Below are 18,254 nucleotides of genomic sequence, written 5' to 3'. Positions count from 1 at the left end.
ATTCGACCCGACCCGAGGAGCAGCCCCATGCCCGGCACCCGATCCGTGCCGTCACTGACGGAGCGCCGCAAGATGCAGACGCAAGTCGACATCTCGCATCACGCCGCCGAGTTGTTCTCGCGGCGCGGCGCATCGGCGGTGACCGCCGAGGAGATCGCGGCGGCCTCGGGCATCGGCCTGCGCACGTTCTATCGGTACTTCCGCACCAAGGAGGACGCCGTCTCTCCGCTGCTGGCGGGCGGCGTGACCACCTGGATCGACTACCTCACCGAGGAGGCGGAAAGGGCCGGGGAGGACGGACCCGATTCGGCCGCACGGCCACTCGCACACGCCCTCGAACGGGCGACCCGGCGGGCCCTCACCCCGTCCGGGGACGTGAGCGAGGAGATGCTGCAGTGGACGCGCGGGCTGCTGCGGACTGTCCGCAGCGAACCCGGCCTGCAGGCGGTGTGGCTTCGCGTGCAACACGATTCGGAAGAGGGACTGGTGGCGGCGATCGGGCCGCTGATGGGGCCCGATGCCGACCCCTTGACGGTCCGACTGGTCGCGGCGTCCGCGAACGCCGCGATGCGGGTGGCCGTCGAGACATGGGCGGCGAGCGACGCACCGACGTCCGGTCCGGGCGGCCCGGCGGAACTGGCCGTCGACTGCATGCGGCGACTCGTCGAGCAGGTGCGGTCGGGAATGTCACCGACCCCCGGAAACGTCTGAGGCGCACCTCTTTCCAGAGGTGCGCCTCAGGCGTGGCTGCGACTCAGCGCACCTCGGCGATCAGTTCGACCTCGACGGGCGATCCGAGCGGCAACTCGGCGACACCGACGGCGGAACGGGCGTGGACGCCGGCGTCCCCGAACACCTCTCCGAGGAACTCGGACGCCCCGTTGACCACACCGGGCTGCGCCGTGAATCCTTCGGCGGAGGCGACGAATCCGACGACCTTGACGATCCGCACGATCGAATCGAGGCCGACGAGCGCGTCCACCGCGGCGAGCGCGTTGAGGGCGCACTGGCGGGCGGCGGCCTTGGCGTCGGCGTCGGACACGTCCGCGCCGAGCTTGCCGGTGATCGAGAGTGCGCCGTCGACGAACGGCAACTGACCGGACGTGTGGACGTGGTTACCGGTGCGCACGGCCGGCACGTAGGCCGCGACGGGAGCGGCCACGGCGGGCAGTTCGATACCCAGTTCCGCGAGGCGCGCGGTCCAGGACTGCGTCGTATCCGACTGCGTGTTCTCTGCCATGCGCGTCAGGCCTTGGGGCGCTTGAGGTACGCCACGTGCTGCTCACCGGTCGGGCCGGGCAGCACCGTCACCAGTTCCCAGCCGTCGCCGCCCCACTGGTCGAGGATGGCCTTGGTCGCGTGCGTCAACAGCGGCACGGTCGCGTACTCCCACGTCGTCAATTCGCTCATGCCGCCGAGCCTATCCTCCGCCCGGATCGCGTCTTCGACTTATAGGCTCGTGCTCGTGGCGACACCGACGAACAGGACAGTGCAGGGCACGTGGCCGCCCGGCGCAGACGCGGCGCGGCTGCATTTCGTGTCCGGCAAGGGCGGCACCGGCAAGTCGACGGTGGCTGCCGCGTTGGCGCTGGCGCTGGCGGCGGGCGGGCGCCGGGTGCTGCTCGTGGAGGTGGAGGGCCGGCAGGGCATCGCGCAGTTGTTCGACGTGCCGCCGTTGCCGCCACAGGAGACCAAGATCGCGACCGCGGAGGGCGGCGGCGAGGTGGTGGCGCTGGCCGTCGATCTGGAGACGGCGTTCCTCGAGTACCTCGACATGTTCTACAACCTGGGTTTCGCGGGCCGGGCGATGAAGAAGATCGGTGCGGTCGAGTTCGCGACGACGCTCGCGCCGGGCCTGCGGGACGTGCTGCTCACCGGCAAGATCAAGGAGTGCGTGGTCCGCACCGATCGGGAGGGCCGGCGGGTGTACGACGCGGTGGTGGTGGATGCGCCGCCGACCGGGCGGATCGGGAAGTTCCTCGATGTCACCCGGGCGATGTCGGATCTCGCGAAGGGCGGTCCGATCCATTCGCAGAGCCAGGGTGTGGTGCGGTTGCTGCATTCGGAGGAGACGGCGGTGCATCTGGTGACGTTGCTCGAGGCGTTGCCGGTGCAGGAGACGGCGGATGCGGTCGCCGAGCTCGAGGCCGCCGATCTGCGGATGGGCACGGTGATCGTGAACCGGACCGGTACGGCGTTCCTGCCCGAGGATGCGCTGGCCGACGCCGCGAAGGGCCGGATCGACGCCGACGCGGTGCGCACCGGGCTGTCCCGGGCGGGGGTGACGCTGTCGGACGACGACTTCGCCGGTCTGCTGACCGAGACGATCGAGCATGCGGCCACGCTGGCCGCGCAGGACGAGAGTGCCGCACAGCTGGACGAGGTGGAGGTGGCCCGCATGTATCTGCCTGCGCTGGTGGACGGCGTCGACCTCGGGGGGCTGTACGAGCTCGCCGAGCAGTTGAGCGAACAGGGTGTGCGATGACGGCGACGACACGGCCGCGGTCCGCGCCGGCTCTCGATCTGGGTTCCGTGCTCGTCGATCCGGGCACGCGCGTCGTCGTGTGCTGCGGCGCGGGCGGGGTCGGGAAGACGACGACGGCGGCGGCGATGGCGTTGCGGGCGGCCGAGCAGGGCCGCCGGGTCGCGGTACTGACGATCGATCCGGCGCGCCGGCTCGCGCAGGCGCTGGGCGTGCAGGACCTGGACAACGAGCCGCAGCTGGTGCAGCTCGCACCGGGTTCGACGGGTGAACTGCACGCGATGATGCTGAACATGCGGCGCACGTTCGACGAGATGGTGCTCGAGCATTCGGCACCCGACAAGGCCGAGCAGATCCTCGCGAACCCCTTCTATCAGACGGTGGCGACCTCGTTCTCCGGAACGCAGGAGTACATGGCGATGGAGAAGCTCGGCCAGCTCGCCGCCGACGATCGCTGGGATCTCGTCGTCGTGGACACGCCGCCGTCTCGTAATGCGCTCGATTTCCTGGATGCGCCGCAGCGGCTCGGCGCTTTCCTCGACGGACGGATGATCCGGCTGCTCACCGCACCGGGCCGGGGCATCGGACGGCTCGTGACCGGGGCGATGGGGTTGGCCCTGAAGGGCGTGTCGACGGTGGTGGGCAGCCAGATGCTGTCCGATGCGTCGGCGTTCGTGCAGTCGTTGGACTCGATGTTCGGGGGTTTCCGGGAGCGGGCGACCCGCACGTACCAGCTGCTGCAACAGCCGGGCACGCAGTTCGTCGTGATCGCGGCCGCCGAACCGGACGCGCTGCGCGAGGCCGCGTTCTTCGTCGACCGGCTCTCGCACGATCACATGCCGCTCGCCGGGCTGGTTCTCAACCGAACGCATCCGACGCTGTGTCCGCTGCCCGCCGATCATGCGCTCACCAGCGCGGACGTTCTCGACGAGCGGGGTTCGTCGGATACGACGGACCCGGTGGACGAACTGACGTCGGCGGTTCTGCGGATCCACGCCCAGCGGGCGGTGACTGCACGGCGCGAGGTACGGCTGCTGAGCAGGTTCACGGCGTCGCACCCCCATGTCCCGATCATCGGGGTGCCGTCGCTGCCGTTCGAGGTGTCGGATCTCGAGGCGCTGCGCGCCGTGGGAGATCAGTTGACCCGGCGGGGCTGAGCGCCCCGCCCGGGTCCGCCCGTTCAGACCACGGACTGGTGCTGACGCTGGGCCTCGAAGAACGTGGCCCAGGACTCGACTTCGGGGTGCTGCTTGAGCAGGGCCCGGCGCTGGCGTTCGGTCATACCACCCCATACCCCGAATTCGACGCGGTTGTCGAGGGCGTCCGCCCCGCACTGCATGAGAACCGGACAGTGCCGGCAGATGGTTGCGGCCTTGCGCTGTGCGGCGCCGCGGACGAAGAGCTGGTCGGGGTCTACCTCTCGGCATCGAGCCTGGGCGACCCACTGGATTCGAGCTTCTGCCTTCTCGTAGTCGAGCCTCGTATCGGGGCTGGTCATGTGCATTCGGTTCCCCTTCGTCCGAACGCCGTTCCCCACGGCGCCCGGAATGCTCCGACAGTTCCCGAGTATCACGTGGGAACTGCACCACATTCCTAATCCAGTGTTAGCTGTATCACACCGGTGAGAGTCAATTTAGGTAAAGAACGTCCGGGATGCAAGACGGAGACGGAAGATTCTGGTACATACGTGCCAAGTTCGCGGCATTTGACCTGATCAAAGCCCCTGTTCATGCTCGGACGCATGTCCAGATGGTCGCGTACACCGGGCAAACGGCCGGTTCGACGTACTGTGTAGGACGTGTCGAGAGCCAAAACGATCGCCAAGCTCGCGGGCTGCTCCGCCCTCGCCGGTGTCCTGCTCGCCGGAGTCCTGTTTCCGCTGGCAGGGGGGTTCGGGTACGCCTCCAACCGCGCCACGGACGCCGTCGACAACGTCTCCGCCGAACTCGTCGAGGGCACCGTCCCCGCAGTGACGACGATGACCGACGTCACCGGCAAACCGATCGCGTGGTTGTACGAGCAACGCCGCTTCGAGGTGCCGAGCGATCAGATCTCCAACGAGATGAAACTCGCGATCGTCTCCATCGAGGACAAGCGCTTCGCCGACCATCACGGCGTCGACTGGCAGGGCACGATGCGGGCGTTCATGACGAACACCACGACCGGTGAGGTCCAGCAGGGTGCGTCGACGATCGACCAGCAGTACGTGAAGAACTACCAGCTGCTCGTGGTCGCCAAGAACGACGCCGAACGCCGGGCCGCGATCGAGACGACACCGGCCCGCAAGATCCGGGAGATCCGGATGGCGCTGACGCTCGACAAGAAGCTCACCAAGGACGAGATCCTCACCCGCTATCTGAACCTGGTGCCGTTCGGCAACGGCTCGTTCGGGGTGCAGGATGCGGCGCAGACGTACTTCGGTATCGACGCCAAGGACCTGTCCGTGCCGCAGGCGGCGATGCTCGCCGGCATGGTGCAGTCCAGTTCGGCGCTGAACCCGTACACGAACCCGGAGGGTGTTCTCGAACGCCGCAACACGGTTCTCGACACGATGATCGCGAACATCCCGGACCGGGCCGAGGAGATCCGCGCCGCCAAGAGCACCCCGCTGGGTGTGCTCCCCCAGCCCAACACGCTGCCGCGTGGCTGCATCGCCGCCGGTGACCAGGGCTTCTTCTGCGACTATGCGCTGCAGTACCTGGCGTCGACCGGTCTGAGTCGCGACGAGATCAACCGCGGCGGCTACACGATCAAGACGACGCTCGACCCGGCGGTGCAGCGTTCGGTGAAGTCCGCGCTGGTCGCCAACGCCGACCCGAAGCTCGACGGCATCGCGAACGTCATGAACGTGGTGCAGCCCGGGCAGGATCAGCACCGGGTGCTGGCGATGGCGTCGAGTCGCACGTACGGTCTCGACACCGAGGCCGAGCAGACCGTCCAGCCGCAGCCGTACACGCTCGTCGGGCACGGCGCAGGCTCGATCTTCAAGATCTTCACCACGGCTGCCGCGATGGAGAAGGGCCTCGGCACCAGCGCGGTCCTGGACGTGCCGCAGCGGTTCGAGGCGCGGGGCATGGGCAACGGTGGTGCGGCGGGCTGCCCGCCGGCGACGTACTGCGTGCAGAACGCCTCCAACAGCTACGCCCCGAAAATGTCGGTGACCGATGCGCTGGCGCAATCACCCAACACGGCGTTCGTGAAACTGATCCAGTCGACCGGGGTCACCCCGACCGTCGACATGGCGGTACGACTCGGTCTGCGGTCGTACACCGTTCCGGGATCGTCCGGCTTCGGCGACCAGAGCATGGCCGACATGCAGAAGCAGCAGAACCTCGGCTCGTTCACCCTCGGTCCCACATGGGTCAATCCGCTCGAACTCGCGAACGTCGCAGCGACGCTCGCATCGCACGGCAAGTGGTGCCCGCCGTCGCCGATCGACTCGATCACCGACCGTGAGGGCAACCCGGTCGCCATCAACCAGCAGGCCTGCGAGCAGGTGGTGGCACCGGGTCTGGCGGACACGCTGTCCGTGGCGCTCAGCAAGGACGACCAGCCGGGCGGCACGTCGTTCGGTGCCGCCAACGCGGCCGGCTGGAAGCTGCCGATGTCCGGTAAGACGGGCACCACCGAGTCGCACATGTCGTCGGGATTCCTCGGCTTCACCAACAATCTGGCGGCCAGTGTCCTCGTCTACGGCGATTCGACGACGCCCGGCGAAATCTGTTCCGGACCGCTGCGCCCGTGTGGTGACGGCAACCTGTACGGCGGTACCGAACCGGCCAAGACGTGGTTCCAGGCGATGATGCCGGTGGTCGGCAACTACGGACCCACCGCCCTGCCGCCCGTCGACGACAAGTACGTCAGGGGTTCCCAGGGAGCGCAGGTGCCGAACGTCGTCGGCATGTCGCAGGATGCGGCGACGTCGGCGCTGAAGGACGCCGGTTTCACGGTGAACGTGGTGCCCACGAAGTCGGACGCCCCGAAGGACGATGTGACGTCGAGTTCACCGTCGGGTCTGGCGGTGCCCGGTTCGCCGGTGACGATCTACGTCAGCGACGGATCGGTGTCGGCCACACCGAGCGGGACGGCGGCGCCGACGCCGGGCGGCTGACCACGAGCAGGTTTGCCGCGGCCGGGCGGCGGGTAGCCGTCCGGCATGAATATCCGTAACCTGCTCGAGCGGGCGGAGTCGGCGTCGTCCCTGGACGGATTCTCCGGCACGCTCGCCCACCTCGTCCGGTCGGGTCCGGGCCGTAGCCCCGTCGCCGCCGGTCTGCGCGGCGACTGGCTCGGCCATCCCGTCCATCCCGTCCTGGTGTCGCTTCCGATCGGCGCCTGGACCGGTGCGCTCGTCTTCGATGCCGTGTTCCGGGATCACCGGTCCGCCCGTCGGCTGCTCGGTATCGGGCTGGCCGTGGTTCCCCCGACGGCGGGTACCGGCTGGCTGGACTGGAGCGAACGCAGTGTGCGGCAGCGCCGGGTCGGCCTGATCCACGCGGGCGCCAACGCCGTCGGGATCGTGCTGTCGCTCGCATCGTTCCGGCGCCGTCGACACGACCCCGACGCCTTCGATCCGGTGGCGGTCGCGCTGTCGGCGACGGCGCTGGCCGCGGTCGGGGTCGGTGGGGCCCTGGGCGGGCATCTCGTGTTCGCCGAGGGCGCCGGGATGACGGCGGCCGACGCCACCGGCGGGCCCGCGTTCGATCCGGTCCTCGCCGATCTCGACGATGCTCCCCCGGCCGTCGCGGAACACGGCGGCCGTCATCACGTAACTGCGGGAGGAGGACACCGATGACCGCGTCGCTCACCGGACGAACCGTCGCTGTCCTCGCCACCGGCGGCGTCGAAGAGGTCGAACTCGTCGAACCACGCACAGCCCTCGAGCAGGCCGGTGCGACGACCCGCCTGCTGTCGTTGTCGCCCGGGCAGATTCAGGCGATGAACCGCGACGTCCATCCCGCCGGCCGCCACGACGTGGACCTGGTCGTCGGCGATGCGCAGGTCGGCGACTTCGATGCACTCGTTCTGCCCGGCGGCACCACCAACCCGGACCAGCTGCGGCAGGATGCCCACGCGGTCACGTTCGTCCGCGACTTCGTGTCCTCCGGGAAACCCGTCGGGGTGATCTGCCACGGCCCGTGGACGCTCGTGGAGGCGGACGTGGTCCGGGGCCGCACCTTGACGTCGTATCCGAGCGTGCGCACCGACATCCGCAACGCCGGCGGCACCGTCGTCGACGAGGAAGTGGTCGTCGACCGCAATCTGGTCTCGAGCCGGAACCCGGGCGACCTCCCGGCGTTCTGCGACAAGCTGGTCGAGGTGTTCGCGGCGGCGTCGACGTAGCGTGCGGTGCCGGCCGTCAGAGCAGGCCCCGGCGGACCGCCTCTTCGACGGCTTCCTCCCGGCCGGCGACATCGAGTTTGCGGTACACGTTGCGGGCATGGGTGCGGACGGTGTTCACTGACAGGTGCATGTCCTCGGCGATGAGCCGCAACACTTTTCCCGTCCGAAGTTTCGCGAGAACGGTTTTCTCGGACCGGGTCAGACCCGGGTTGCGCCCGGCGGAGTGCTCGACCAGCTTGCCGCGGAGCCGGTCGAGGAAGCACACGGTGACGCCGTCTCCCGGGCGGACGGCCGACAGCATCTCCGCGGTGTCACCGGCATAGTTGAGGAACGGGCGTACCACCTCGTCGGGCTCCGCGAGCAGCAGCGCCTGCCGGATCGCCGAGCACGCCTGTTCGGTCCGTCGGTCACGGAACGCTGCCACCGCCACGAGCACCCACCCCTGCACCGCGAGAACCCGTTTCGGGGGCGGCTCCCCGTCCAGCACGCGACGGCCCAGTTCTTCCGCGCCTGCGATGTCGCCGTTCGCCAACGCCACGATCGCCTGCGCTGCCGACAGGTCCGGGCTGTCGCCGAGGACGTCGCGGGCCGTGCGGACGATGTCGTCGGCGAGCGCGACCCGACCGGCGTCGACGAGCACTGCCACCACTTCGGGCACGTATCGGTCGGTTGTCCCGGGTTGCCCGCCTCGCGAGAGCAATCCGTCGAGGGCCCGTGCCAGATACGCCGCGTCCTCGGGTATCGGCGGGGAACTGTGACGGGCCCGCAGGAGCGCGAAGGTGACGTCCGCGTGGCCTCCGACGACCGGTTCCTCGGTCCCGTCCGGACGGAGGTGGACCTCAGTGTTGGACGCGAGCATGTACAGCGGACCACTGTCCGGTAGCGACTCGCCCCGGTAGTACCGGGCCATCCCGACTGTCGCGGCACTCTGCGCGGCATCGATCAGCCGCTCGAGATTGTGGTCGACGGCGTACGCCACCGCACGTTCCGCGCGCTGCTCCATCGTCTCCCGGTCGCCCCGCAGTGCCGCGACGATCGCGAGGCGCGCCAACACCCGCAGTACGAGGCGTGGATGCCCGTCGGCGCCGACGAGGGCGAGGGTTTCCCGGAGCAGATCCTCGCATGCCCGGTATCGGCGCGACAGCATGAGTGCCGCGGCGAACTGTATGTTCACGTAGCCGTCGATGTCGACGCTTCCGGTACTCGAAAGTTGTTCCCTCCGAAGGGTGTCGGGTTCCGGGACCGGGCGCCCGGCCAACACCGCGGCTTCGATCCCGAGTGCCACCGCGAACATCCGCAGCACACCGGGGAGGCACGTGCCGCGCCCGGCCGAATGAAGATGTGCACGTGCCGCATTCGGGTCGTTGATCTCGAGCGCTGCGAGGGCACGCAGCAATCGGACACCGGGTAGGTGGTCGTGTGACGCGCCGAGCGTGTCGAGGACGGCGTCGCCGGCGCCGTCGAACACGGCGGCCGGGCCGTAGCGGTGGACGAAGTCGCCGACGACGTCGTCACCCACAGTAGGGGGCAGGCGTGCGAATGCGTCACCGATCCGGCCGGCACGCGCCAGCGAGTGCGCCTCGGCCACCACCGACCGCTCGAAATCGTCTGGATCTTCTTCCTGAAGAATCGATTTCATGTGCATTCGCACCAATGGATGCCACGCGTAAACCAGCCCCTCGGCGGTCCGCTCGCGGCTCACGGGAATACCGTGTTGCTCGCACAGATACAGGGCCGGGTCGGCGTTCGAGACGCCCGCGGCCACGAACTGTCGTCGAGTGAACCGTTCGCTCACGCTGGTCGAGCGCAGGGCTCGTACCAGATCCGTCGGCAGCATAGCGATCGTCTCCCCCACCACGTAGCCGGAGACGGGCTGGGGGCGGTCGCGCAGTTCCACGATCGCGGGCCGGGTCCGTCCGTCCGCACCGAACAGCAGGGCGGCACTGCGGACTGCGCCCGCCCATCCTCCGGTGATCTCGTGGACCAGATCGAGGTCGTCGTCCGCGAGGGTGCAGCCGTACCGCGCGAACTCCTCGGCGACGGCCCCACGATCCCAGGCCAGATCCTGCCAGCCCAGGAACGACAGGCGCCCCTCGGCGGCGAACTTGGGCCACGGGAGTCTCGGGGACCGTCGGGCCGCGACCAGCACGTGGAACGGTGCGGCGTCGACGAACTCCGTCAGATACGCGACGGCCGCGGGATCGTCGACCACATGCCCGTCGTCGAGGACGAGAACAGCGTCGGGCATCGTCGGCTCGAGGCCGTCGACGGCGAGTTTCAGCCGGTTCCGTAGCGAGTCGACGTTGTTGTCGGACGCGTCGAGAGTCGCCCACGCGGTCGCCTCGGCCCGACGATGGTCCCGCCAGCACGCGAGCAGCGCAGTCTTCCCTGTGGCCACCGGGGCACACACCAGGGTGCGCAGTGTCGCTCTGCGCGCAAACCCCTCGTCCAGCACCGCACAGAGCTCTCGGAGACGAGACTCCTGCGCCGACCCGTCCCTCGGCTCGAACCCGATCGCCATACGTCACCGCCCCGGAAGCCCACCGTTTCAGGCATCGTACGAGGCAGAGCGGGTCGGCGCCTCCCGAAACGGGCAATAGGCCACTGTTCCCGGGCCGAAACTACTGCGTCCGGCCCGGGAACCGGGCGTTCAGTGCGCGAACGCCTGCGCCGTATGTCCGACGCCACGTCCTTCCCGTAGCGCGGCGACGACCTCCGCGATCGTCTGCGCGAGACGGTGGGCGAGGTCGCGGGAGAGTCCTTCGCGCAAGACGATTCGGAGGACGGCGACGTCCTCGGCGTCGGCGGGCATCGTGTAGGCGGGCACCTGCCAGCCGCGGGCCCGCAGTTCGTGCGAGATGTCGAAGACCGTGTATCCGGGGTCGCCGACGACCTCGAACGACAGGACCGGGATCGCGGATCCGTCGGTGATGACGTGCATGTCGTCGATCTTCGCGATCTCCGACGACAGCATCAGGGCGGTGTCGCGCAGCGATTCCATGATCGCGGTGTAGCCGGCGACGCCGAGGCGGACGAAGTTGTAGTACTGGCCCACCACCTGGTTGCCGGACCGGGAGAAGTTGAGGGTGAACGTCGGCATGTCGCCGCCGAGGTAGTTGACCCGGAACACGAGGTCCTCGGGCAGGTGCTCCTTGGAACGCCACACGACGAAACCGATTCCCGGATAGGTCATGCCGTACTTGTGGCCACTGACGTTGATGGACACGACCCGGGGAATCCGGAAGTCCCACTGCAGTTCCGGATGCAGGAACGGGACGACGAAGCCACCGGAGGCCGCGTCGACGTGCACCGGCACGTCCGGCCCGCCCGATGCCGCCAGTTCGTCGAGCGTCTGCGTGATTTCGGCGACCGGTTCGAGTTCGCCGGTGAACGTGGTCCCCAGGATCGCCACGACACCGATGGTGTTCTCGTCCACGGCATCCCGCACCTGCTCGGGGGTGATGACGTAGCGCCCCTTCTCCATCGGCAGGTATTTCGCTTCGACGTCGAAGTAGCGGCAGAACTTCTCCCACACCACCTGCACGTTGCTGCCCATGACGAGGTTCGGGCGGGACACGTCCTGTCCGGCGGCCTGCCGGGCCTGCCGCCACTTCCATTTGAGTGCCAGCCCGGCGAGCATCACGGCCTCCGACGAGCCGACGGTGGAGACGCCGGTGGCCGACGACGGATCGGTCGCGGAAAGTCCGTCGGCGTGGAAGAGCGCGGCCACCATGTTGACGCAGCGGGTCTCGATCTCGGCGGTGGCAGGGTACTCGTCCTTGTCGATCATGTTCTTGTCGAACGTCTCGGCCATGAGCCGGTCGGCCTGCGGATCCATCCAGGTGGTGACGAAGGTCGCCAGGTTCAGTCGCGAACTCCCGTCGAGCATGAGCTCGTCGTGGATGAACCGGTAGGCGGCCTCCGGATCGGTCTCCGACTTGGGCATTCGCAGTGCCGGAATGGGGTCGGTTCCGAGACGGCCCGTGTAGGCGGGGGCGAGGGTTTCGGTGGGAGCGGCAAAGCTGTCGGACATCTTCTTCTCCTCCGGTGATGCGAACTGGTGAGCTGTGGGCTCTCGGGGTCAGACCTCGATCGGCGGGTAGAGCCGTTCCATCGTGTAGCGGCGGTTGCGGCGCACGGACAGGGCGCTCGCGGTGAGCGACACCAGCAGGATGCCGACGAGGACCGCGATCGCGATCCACAGCCGCGAGTCGACCTGCTCGCCGACGGTGAGCTGGCGCAGTCCGTTGACGGTGTACGTCATCGGATCGAACGGGTGGATGTACTGGAACGGTTTCGCAGTGGTCGGCACCGGGTAGATGCCGCCGGCGGAGACGAGTTGCAGCATGAGGAACGCGAGGGTGACCACACGTCCGACCGCCACCCCGAACATGGCGTTGAAGGCCTGGATCATCGCGAGATACGTCGCGGACACCAGCATCAGGAACAGGACGGTGCCGGCGACGTGCCGGGCGTCGAGTCCCACGCCGAAGTGCACGACGGTGTACATGACGATCACCTGCAGCACCCCGACCAGCAGCGCCGGCCAGTACGACGCCAGGACCGTCCGGTACAGCCCGACACCGCCGATGATGGGTCGGGACTGCAACGGCGTCAACAGCATCCACGTGATGATGCCTCCGACGAACAGGGCGAGCGACAGGAAGAACGGCGCGAAACCGGTGCCGAACGTGGACGCCTCGTTGGTGGTGTTCTGCTTCAGGGCCACCGGGGTGGACAGGGTGTCGGCGGTCGCGGTGCGTTGTTCGTCGCTCCAGTCGGGGACCTGGCCGGCGCCCTTCGCCAACGCGTCCGCGAGCTGGTGCGAACCGGTCTGCAATTCCACCATGCCGGACGACAGCTGGTTCGCGCCGCCCGAGAGCTGGACACTGCCGTCGGTCAGCTGGACGAGTCCCGAATGCAGTGTCGCGGCACCGGTGTTCAGCTGGTTCACACCGTTGCGCAGCTGTTCGACGTCGCCGGTGATCTGACCGCTCTGCAGCATCGACAGTCCCTGCTGGAGCGGGCTCGACGGGTCGACGATCTGGTATTCGAGTGCGCGGGCGTCGCCGCCGATCCGCTGGATCTCGGCGCGCAGTGCGGCCGTGTCGGCCTGGAGTTGCGGCGGCGCCAGGGTGGTCAGCGCGGCCAGGGCCTGCTGGGCGACCGGATCGGGGTTGCCGGTGAGGAGATCGACCGCCGTCTGCACGCCGGGCGGCAGCTGCGACGGCTGCGGAAGCGCTGCGTCGAGGGCCTCGATGGACTGCCGCAGCGCGGACACCTGGCCGGCGATGTTCTGGACGGTGCCGCTGTCCAGCGCGGTCAGCAGGGGTCCGGTGACGCCGTCGATCGCGGTCGCGAGCTGGGACGCACCGGCGGCGAGCTGTGCGGACCCGTCCCGGGCGGTGACCATGTTCGTCGAGAGTTCGGTTGCACCCGAGGCTAGTCGGTCGGCTCCACTCTTGGCGGTATCGATGCCCGACGCGAGTTGCCCGGCACCGTCGGCGGCCTGTTTCAGGCCCGATCCGGCGCTCTGCAGACCGGTGAGCACGGTGCCGACACCCTGCGCACCGATCGTGGAGTTGACCTGGGCGATGACCTGTTCCGACGCGTCCTGGCCGATGATCGTGGCAAGGTAGTTGTTGGCGTCGTTGAACGTGAAGATCAGGTCGGCCTTCTCCGGGTCGTCGCCGTTCGGGGATTCGACGGCCTCGGTGAAGTTCTCCGGGATCGTGATCGTGTAGTAGTACTTGCCGGTCGACAGTCCCTCGACGGCGTCGGCCTCGGACACCTCGTGCAGGTCGAGTTGCCCGGAGGTGATCAACGATTCCACGACCTGGTCGCCCGCGTCGATCTGCTGGCCGGTGGCGGTGAGGCCGGTGTCGTTGTTGACGATGGCGGCCGGAATCTTGTCGACCGCGCCGAAGGGGTTCCAGAAGGCCCACAGATACATTGCGCCGTACAGCAACGGCATGAGGACGATGGTGGCGATCGCGATCCGCGGCATGGTGCCGCGGAAGTACCGCTTCGAGTCGCTTCCCAGTGACATTCCGGCGAGCATCGGTCACCTCCCCTCGGTCATGACGCCGATGTCGCCGGCGCCGAGCAGTCCGCGCAGGTCGACCACGCCGGCGATCCCGCAGTCGGGCGGGAGCGGATTGACGTCCGCCGTGATGATCGACTGGCGTTCACCGAGGGCGACGAGCCGTTCGAGGAGCTCGAAACGTTCTGCGTCGTCGGCGATCCGGTCCACTCGTCCCACCACGAGCAGTGGGGGCCGGCGGGTGTTCGCGACCGCGATCCGCAGCAGCAGCTGCTGTAGTTCGGGGAGATCGTCGACGAACGCGTGCAGTGCGGGCAACGGGATGTCCCCGAACACGTCTGCGCACATGTCGGCGACGCCCTGCTCCGACACCCGCGGAACGAGTTTGTACCAGGGGGACGTCCAGCGGAGCTGCTCGGTGACGAGGTCCTGCACCGTCACCGACGGGCTCACCTCGTCGAGCTCCTTGAAACAGGCGATCGCCGAGCGGGTGAACACCTTGTTCGGCTTGTCCTTCAGCCCGAGGACGGTGATCGATCCGCGGGTGAGCCGCATCCGGCCGCACAGCGCCATCATCAGCGCGGTGCGGGCGGCACCGGCCTGGGCGGCGAGCACCGTGACCCCGCCGGCATCGATGTCGAGGTCGAGGGGGCCGAACACGTGCCCCCACGGTCCGCGCAATTCGATTCCCCTGGCGGACACCAGTGTTCCGGTGATCCGCTCGGTCGGCGACCGGTCGTCGCCGACGAACGTCTCTACCAAGATTCACCTCGCAGCGTGTTCTTCACGACCTGACCGTTCTTGACGATGACCGTCAGGTTCTTCGCCGGGTCGGCGAGCAGCCCGAGGTCGTCGAGCGGGTTGCCGTCGACCAGCAGGACGTCCGCCCACGCGCCGGGGGCGACGACACCGAACTCGGCCTGCCGGTAGGGGTCTCGCTCACCGGCCATGCGGAACAGTTCGGCGTTGCCGGACGTCAGCATCCGCAGCGCGTCGAGGTTGCTGTAGTGGTCACCCAATCGGGCCGCCATCTCGCTCTGACGCGGCGCTATCTGCGGTTCGAGGAGCAGGTCGGTGCCCCACGCCGTCTTGACGCCGTGCTTCTCGGCCCACTCGTACACTTTGTCGGTGCCGGAACAGATTTCGCGGTCCTTCTCGGCACGGTCCGGGTCCGGGTAGTGGTGGTCCCCGAGCGCGAACGGCTGCATCGACAGCCACACGTTCTTCTCCGCCATGAGCGCGACGGTGTCCTCGTCCGCGAGATGCCCGTGCTCGATCGACTTGACGCCGGCCGCGATCGCCCGCCGGATACCGGTGACGTTGTAGACGTGGGTGGCGACGTACGTGCCGTAGTCGGTGGCGGCACGAACCGCGGCGCGCAGCTCCTCGTCGACGAACTGCACGGTGTACAGCGGGTCGTACATGGATGCGGCTCCGCCGCCGACCATGAGCTTGATCTGCGACGCACCCTTCTTGAGCTGTTCGCGGACGGCGGCGAGGACGCGGTCGGGGCCGTCGGCCACACGCATGAACCCGATCTGCTCGGCCCGGCTCTGGTCGCCGCCGAGAGCGGTCGGGCACTCGTAGACGAATCCGAAGTCACCGTGCCCACTGGTCTGGGAGATCGCGGCCTGGGACGGGTAGATGCGCGGTCCCTCGAACAGACCGCGGTCGATCACCGACTTGATACTGCCGGTGTCGCCGGCCATGTCGCGGACCGCAGTGAAGCCGCGGTGCAGCATGTTCTTGGCCTCGGCGAGACCGTTGAGGGCGATGTGCGCCTCGGTGCCCATCACCATGTCGATGTACGAGTTGGCATTTCCGACGAGATGGACGTGCGCGTCGCTCATACCCGGCATGAGGACCCGTCCACCGCCGTCGACGACCGTGGTCTTCCGGGCCGGATCGTCCCCGACAGGTGACTCCGATACTGCGGCGATGCGATCGCCGTCGATGAGAACGTCCCCACCGGTGAGCGTCCCCGATTTTCCGTCGAACACTCGAACGTTGCGGAACAGCAAACGATTTCCAGTTTCCGATGTGGCCGTCATGTGGCGGACGCTAGCAGCACCACCGACCTCTCGCTCTTCGAACACCGGAGGTGTAATCGAACCTCATCCCCCAATTCATCCGTTGACGACCCCGACGAACCGGGACGTAACCGACCTTCTTCGAATTACACTGCTGGGCATGTTGATTCATCCGACTCTGCGGATGCAGTCCTGGGGTTTCGTGATCGGTGCCGCACTGTTCGCGATCGGATCGGCACCCGGCCTGACGTCGATGCTGGGGGCGGGAGGCGCGAACACCACCTTCTTCGTCGGTTCGTGGTTCTTCACCGCCGCGGCCTTCGTCCAGCTGATGCTGAGCGGCGCGGCAACCACCACCGACAACGGTGCGACCGCGATCCGCGCGGTGTGGCTGGCGTCCGCGATCCAGCTCTTCGGCACGATCCTGTTCAACGTCAGCACCGGCGCGGCGCTGCACGCGCACACGGTGCGCGGTGAGATGCACCTGGTGTGGAACCCGAACGCGGAGGGGTCGATCGGGTTCCTCGTCTCGAGCGCTCTCGCCGTGATGATCCTGTGGCGGGCCGGCAGCTACTGGGATCCACGGTCGAAGGACTGGCAGAGCACCTGGCTCAACATGCTCGGCTCGATCGCGTTCGGGGTGTCCGCGGCAGGCTCGTTCGTCCTGAAGGACGGCGCGAGCCTCGATCCGAACATCGCGAGCCTGGGGACGTTCGTGGGCGCCCTGTGTTTCCTGCTCGCGTCGATACTGTTCGTCGGACGGAACACGACGCCGTCACCCGCACCGGCGACGGCGTCGTGACATCCGTCTAGAGACGGTCCTTGACCGCCTTGGAGATCCGCGATCCGTCGGCCTTGCCGGCGGCGAGCGCGGTCGCAACCTTCATGACCTGCCCCATCTGCCGCATCCCGGGGCGTTCCCCGATCTCCTCGGCGACCTGCGCGATCGCGGTGTCCGCGATGTCGGCCAGCTCGGCATCGGTGAGAGGGGTGGGCAGGTAGGCGTCGATGACCTGCGCCTCGGCCCGCTCGTTGGCGGCGAGTTCACCGCGCCCGGCCTGCGTATACATCTCGGCGGCCTCACCGCGCTTCTTGGATTCCTTCGCGAGCACCTTCAGGACCTCGTCGTCGGTGAGGGTGCGGGCCTCCTTCCCGGAGGTGGATTCCTTCTGCACCGCGGCGAGGATCATGCGGATCGTCGCGAGCCGCAGCTGATCCTTCTCCTTCATCGCGGTCGTGAGATCGGCGCGGAGCGTGGACTCGAGAGAGGAAGCGGTATCGGCCATGTGCCGAACGCTACACGCGCTCAGCGCGGTGTCCTGCATCTTCGTTGCGTCCACCCGTATTCTGAAATGGTGTCTGATCTGTCTGCCCGCACCCCGAATCGCAGCGCCCTGAGTCGGGCCGCGTTCGCCACCGCCGGCGCCGCCGCACTGGGTATCGGTTACGCCTCGCTGATCGAGCGGAACGCATTCGCCCTCCGGGAGGCGACGTTGCCGGTTCTCGAACCGGGTTCGGCAACGCTGCGCGTCCTGCACATCAGCGACCTGCACATGATGCCGAACCAACGACTCAAGCAGAACTGGCTGCGTGAACTCGACCGGCTCGAACCGGATCTGGTGGTCAACACCGGCGACAATCTGTCGCACGTCAAGTCGGTTCCGGCGGTGGTGCAGTCGATGGGCGGCCTGCTGGCCCGTCCGGGTCTGTTCGTGTTCGGCAGCAACGACTACTTCGCGCCCAAGCCGAAGAATCCGTTCAAGTACTTCGTGAAGGAGCATCGCCGGGTGCTCGGGGCGCCGCTGCCGTGGGCGGATCTGCGGGCGGCGTTCACCGAACGCGGCTGGCTCGACGTCACCCACGTGCACCGGGAACTCGAGGTGGCCGGGGTGCGGATCGCGGCCGCCGGCGTCGACGACCCGCATCTGAAGCGGGATCGCTACGACACCATCGCGGGCCCCCCGAACCCGCTGGCGCAGCTCAAGCTGGGCATCACCCACTCCCCCGAACCGCGGGTGCTCGACCGGTTCGCCGACGACGGCTACGACCTGGTCCTCGCCGGGCACACGCACGGCGGCCAGTTGTGCCTGCCGTTCTACGGCGCACTCGTCACCAACTGCCAGTTGGACCGGTCCCGGGTGAAGGGGCCGTCCCGCTGGGGTTCGCACATGCGCCTGCACGTATCGGCGGGTGTCGGCACGTCGCCGTATGCCCCGGCCCGGTTCTGCTGCCGCCCCGAGGCGACACTGCTCACTCTCGTCCCCGCTCCTCGCGAGGAGACTGTGTCCGGTCGCGGTTCCGCCGCCGTGGAAAGTGCCGTTTTGGGCCGCTGACCAGCCGATTTAACCCCTGGTGA

Annotated in this window: 17 protein-coding genes; 8 read left to right on the top strand and 9 right to left on the bottom strand. The window is 68.1% G+C overall.

The genetic code is table 11. The annotated features are described in order from the left end of the window. Positions 1-27: 27 nt before the first annotated feature. Positions 28-711: a TetR family transcriptional regulator gene (locus Q5696_RS02470; protein WP_305093660.1), complete on the top strand. Its 684-nt coding sequence runs from the start codon at positions 28-30 to the stop codon at positions 709-711. Positions 712-754: 43 nt separating this feature from the next. On the opposite strand, the gene Q5696_RS02465 is transcribed toward Q5696_RS02470, so the two are convergent. Both Q5696_RS02465 and sp36 read right to left on the bottom strand, forming a co-directional pair. After that, on the bottom strand, positions 755-1,240 hold the full coding sequence (locus tag Q5696_RS02465) for a RidA family protein (RefSeq protein ID WP_305093659.1): 486 nt from the start codon (positions 1,238-1,240) through the stop codon (positions 755-757). A 5-nt stretch (positions 1,241-1,245) separates the two neighbouring features. Next, entirely contained in the window at positions 1,246-1,410 is a 165-nt protein-coding gene (sp36, locus tag Q5696_RS02460) for a Sp36 family protein (protein WP_305093658.1), read from the bottom strand. A gap of 49 nt (positions 1,411-1,459) precedes the next feature. On the opposite strand from sp36, the gene bagA reads away from it, so the two are divergent. Next, the gene (gene bagA, locus Q5696_RS02455; RefSeq protein WP_370654845.1) at positions 1,460-2,485 is read left to right on the top strand and encodes an ATPase BagA; all 1,026 of its coding nucleotides are present in this window, start codon (positions 1,460-1,462) and stop codon (positions 2,483-2,485) included. Beyond that, positions 2,482-3,639, top strand: coding sequence for an ATPase BagB (gene bagB / locus Q5696_RS02450; RefSeq protein WP_305093656.1), 1,158 nt, complete (start codon positions 2,482-2,484; stop codon positions 3,637-3,639). The genes bagA and bagB overlap by 4 nt, the downstream gene beginning before the upstream one ends. Positions 3,640-3,662: 23 nt before the next feature. Here bagB and Q5696_RS02445 read toward each other — a convergent pair whose 3' ends face one another. Next, positions 3,663-3,986 (bottom strand): WhiB family transcriptional regulator, encoded by a 324-nt coding sequence (locus tag Q5696_RS02445; protein ID WP_305093655.1) that lies wholly within the window; start codon positions 3,984-3,986, stop codon positions 3,663-3,665. A 312-nt stretch (positions 3,987-4,298) separates the two neighbouring features. Here Q5696_RS02445 and Q5696_RS02440 point away from each other — a divergent pair, with 312 nt between their 5' ends. From Q5696_RS02440 to Q5696_RS02430, 3 genes are read left to right on the top strand one after another with little or no spacing between them, the layout of a single operon-like run. Next, entirely contained in the window at positions 4,299-6,593 is a 2,295-nt protein-coding gene (locus Q5696_RS02440) for a penicillin-binding protein (protein ID WP_305095106.1), read from the top strand. A gap of 45 nt (positions 6,594-6,638) precedes the next feature. Continuing rightward, complete coding sequence (locus tag Q5696_RS02435) at positions 6,639-7,277, top strand: DUF2231 domain-containing protein (protein WP_305093654.1); 639 nt, start codon at positions 6,639-6,641, stop codon at positions 7,275-7,277. After that, complete coding sequence (locus tag Q5696_RS02430) at positions 7,274-7,825, top strand: type 1 glutamine amidotransferase domain-containing protein (protein WP_305093653.1); 552 nt, start codon at positions 7,274-7,276, stop codon at positions 7,823-7,825. The genes Q5696_RS02435 and Q5696_RS02430 overlap by 4 nt, the downstream gene beginning before the upstream one ends. Before the next feature lie 16 nt (positions 7,826-7,841). On the opposite strand, the gene Q5696_RS02425 is transcribed toward Q5696_RS02430, so the two are convergent. The 5 genes from Q5696_RS02425 to Q5696_RS02405 form a co-directional block, all read right to left on the bottom strand. Continuing rightward, entirely contained in the window at positions 7,842-10,223 is a 2,382-nt protein-coding gene (locus Q5696_RS02425) for a helix-turn-helix transcriptional regulator (protein WP_305093652.1), read from the bottom strand. A gap of 252 nt (positions 10,224-10,475) precedes the next feature. After that, on the bottom strand, positions 10,476-11,858 hold the full coding sequence (gad, locus tag Q5696_RS02420) for a glutamate decarboxylase (protein ID WP_305093651.1): 1,383 nt from the start codon (positions 11,856-11,858) through the stop codon (positions 10,476-10,478). A gap of 48 nt (positions 11,859-11,906) precedes the next feature. Next, the gene (locus tag Q5696_RS02415) at positions 11,907-13,886 is read right to left on the bottom strand and encodes a YhgE/Pip domain-containing protein (RefSeq protein ID WP_305093650.1); all 1,980 of its coding nucleotides are present in this window, start codon (positions 13,884-13,886) and stop codon (positions 11,907-11,909) included. Between the two features lie 3 nt (positions 13,887-13,889). Further along, positions 13,890-14,630, bottom strand: a complete 741-nt coding sequence (locus Q5696_RS02410; RefSeq protein ID WP_305093649.1) for a hypothetical protein — start codon at positions 14,628-14,630, stop codon at positions 13,890-13,892. Next, positions 14,624-15,919 carry a metal-dependent hydrolase family protein gene (locus tag Q5696_RS02405; RefSeq protein WP_305093648.1) on the bottom strand — a complete coding sequence of 432 codons (1,296 nt, stop codon included), beginning with the start codon at positions 15,917-15,919 and terminating at the stop codon, positions 14,624-14,626. Before Q5696_RS02405 ends, Q5696_RS02410 begins: the two co-directional genes overlap by 7 nt. Positions 15,920-16,058: 139 nt before the next feature. Between Q5696_RS02405 and Q5696_RS02400 the strand changes: the two genes are divergently transcribed. After that, on the top strand, positions 16,059-16,700 hold the full coding sequence (locus Q5696_RS02400; protein WP_305093647.1) for a hypothetical protein: 642 nt from the start codon (positions 16,059-16,061) through the stop codon (positions 16,698-16,700). A gap of 7 nt (positions 16,701-16,707) precedes the next feature. On the opposite strand, the gene Q5696_RS02395 is transcribed toward Q5696_RS02400, so the two are convergent. After that, a complete protein-coding gene (locus Q5696_RS02395) occupies positions 16,708-17,184 on the bottom strand; it encodes a GatB/YqeY domain-containing protein (RefSeq protein WP_305093646.1) in 477 nt (158 codons plus the stop codon). A 66-nt stretch (positions 17,185-17,250) separates the two neighbouring features. On the opposite strand from Q5696_RS02395, the gene Q5696_RS02390 reads away from it, so the two are divergent. Continuing rightward, the gene (locus tag Q5696_RS02390) at positions 17,251-18,231 is read left to right on the top strand and encodes a metallophosphoesterase (protein ID WP_305093645.1); all 981 of its coding nucleotides are present in this window, start codon (positions 17,251-17,253) and stop codon (positions 18,229-18,231) included. The last annotated feature ends 23 nt before the right edge of the window (positions 18,232-18,254 follow it).

The organism is Prescottella sp. R16 (assembly GCF_030656875.1).
Classification (GTDB): Bacteria; Actinomycetota; Actinomycetes; order Mycobacteriales; family Mycobacteriaceae; genus Prescottella.
This window is presented reverse-complemented; position numbering and strand designations above follow the sequence as displayed.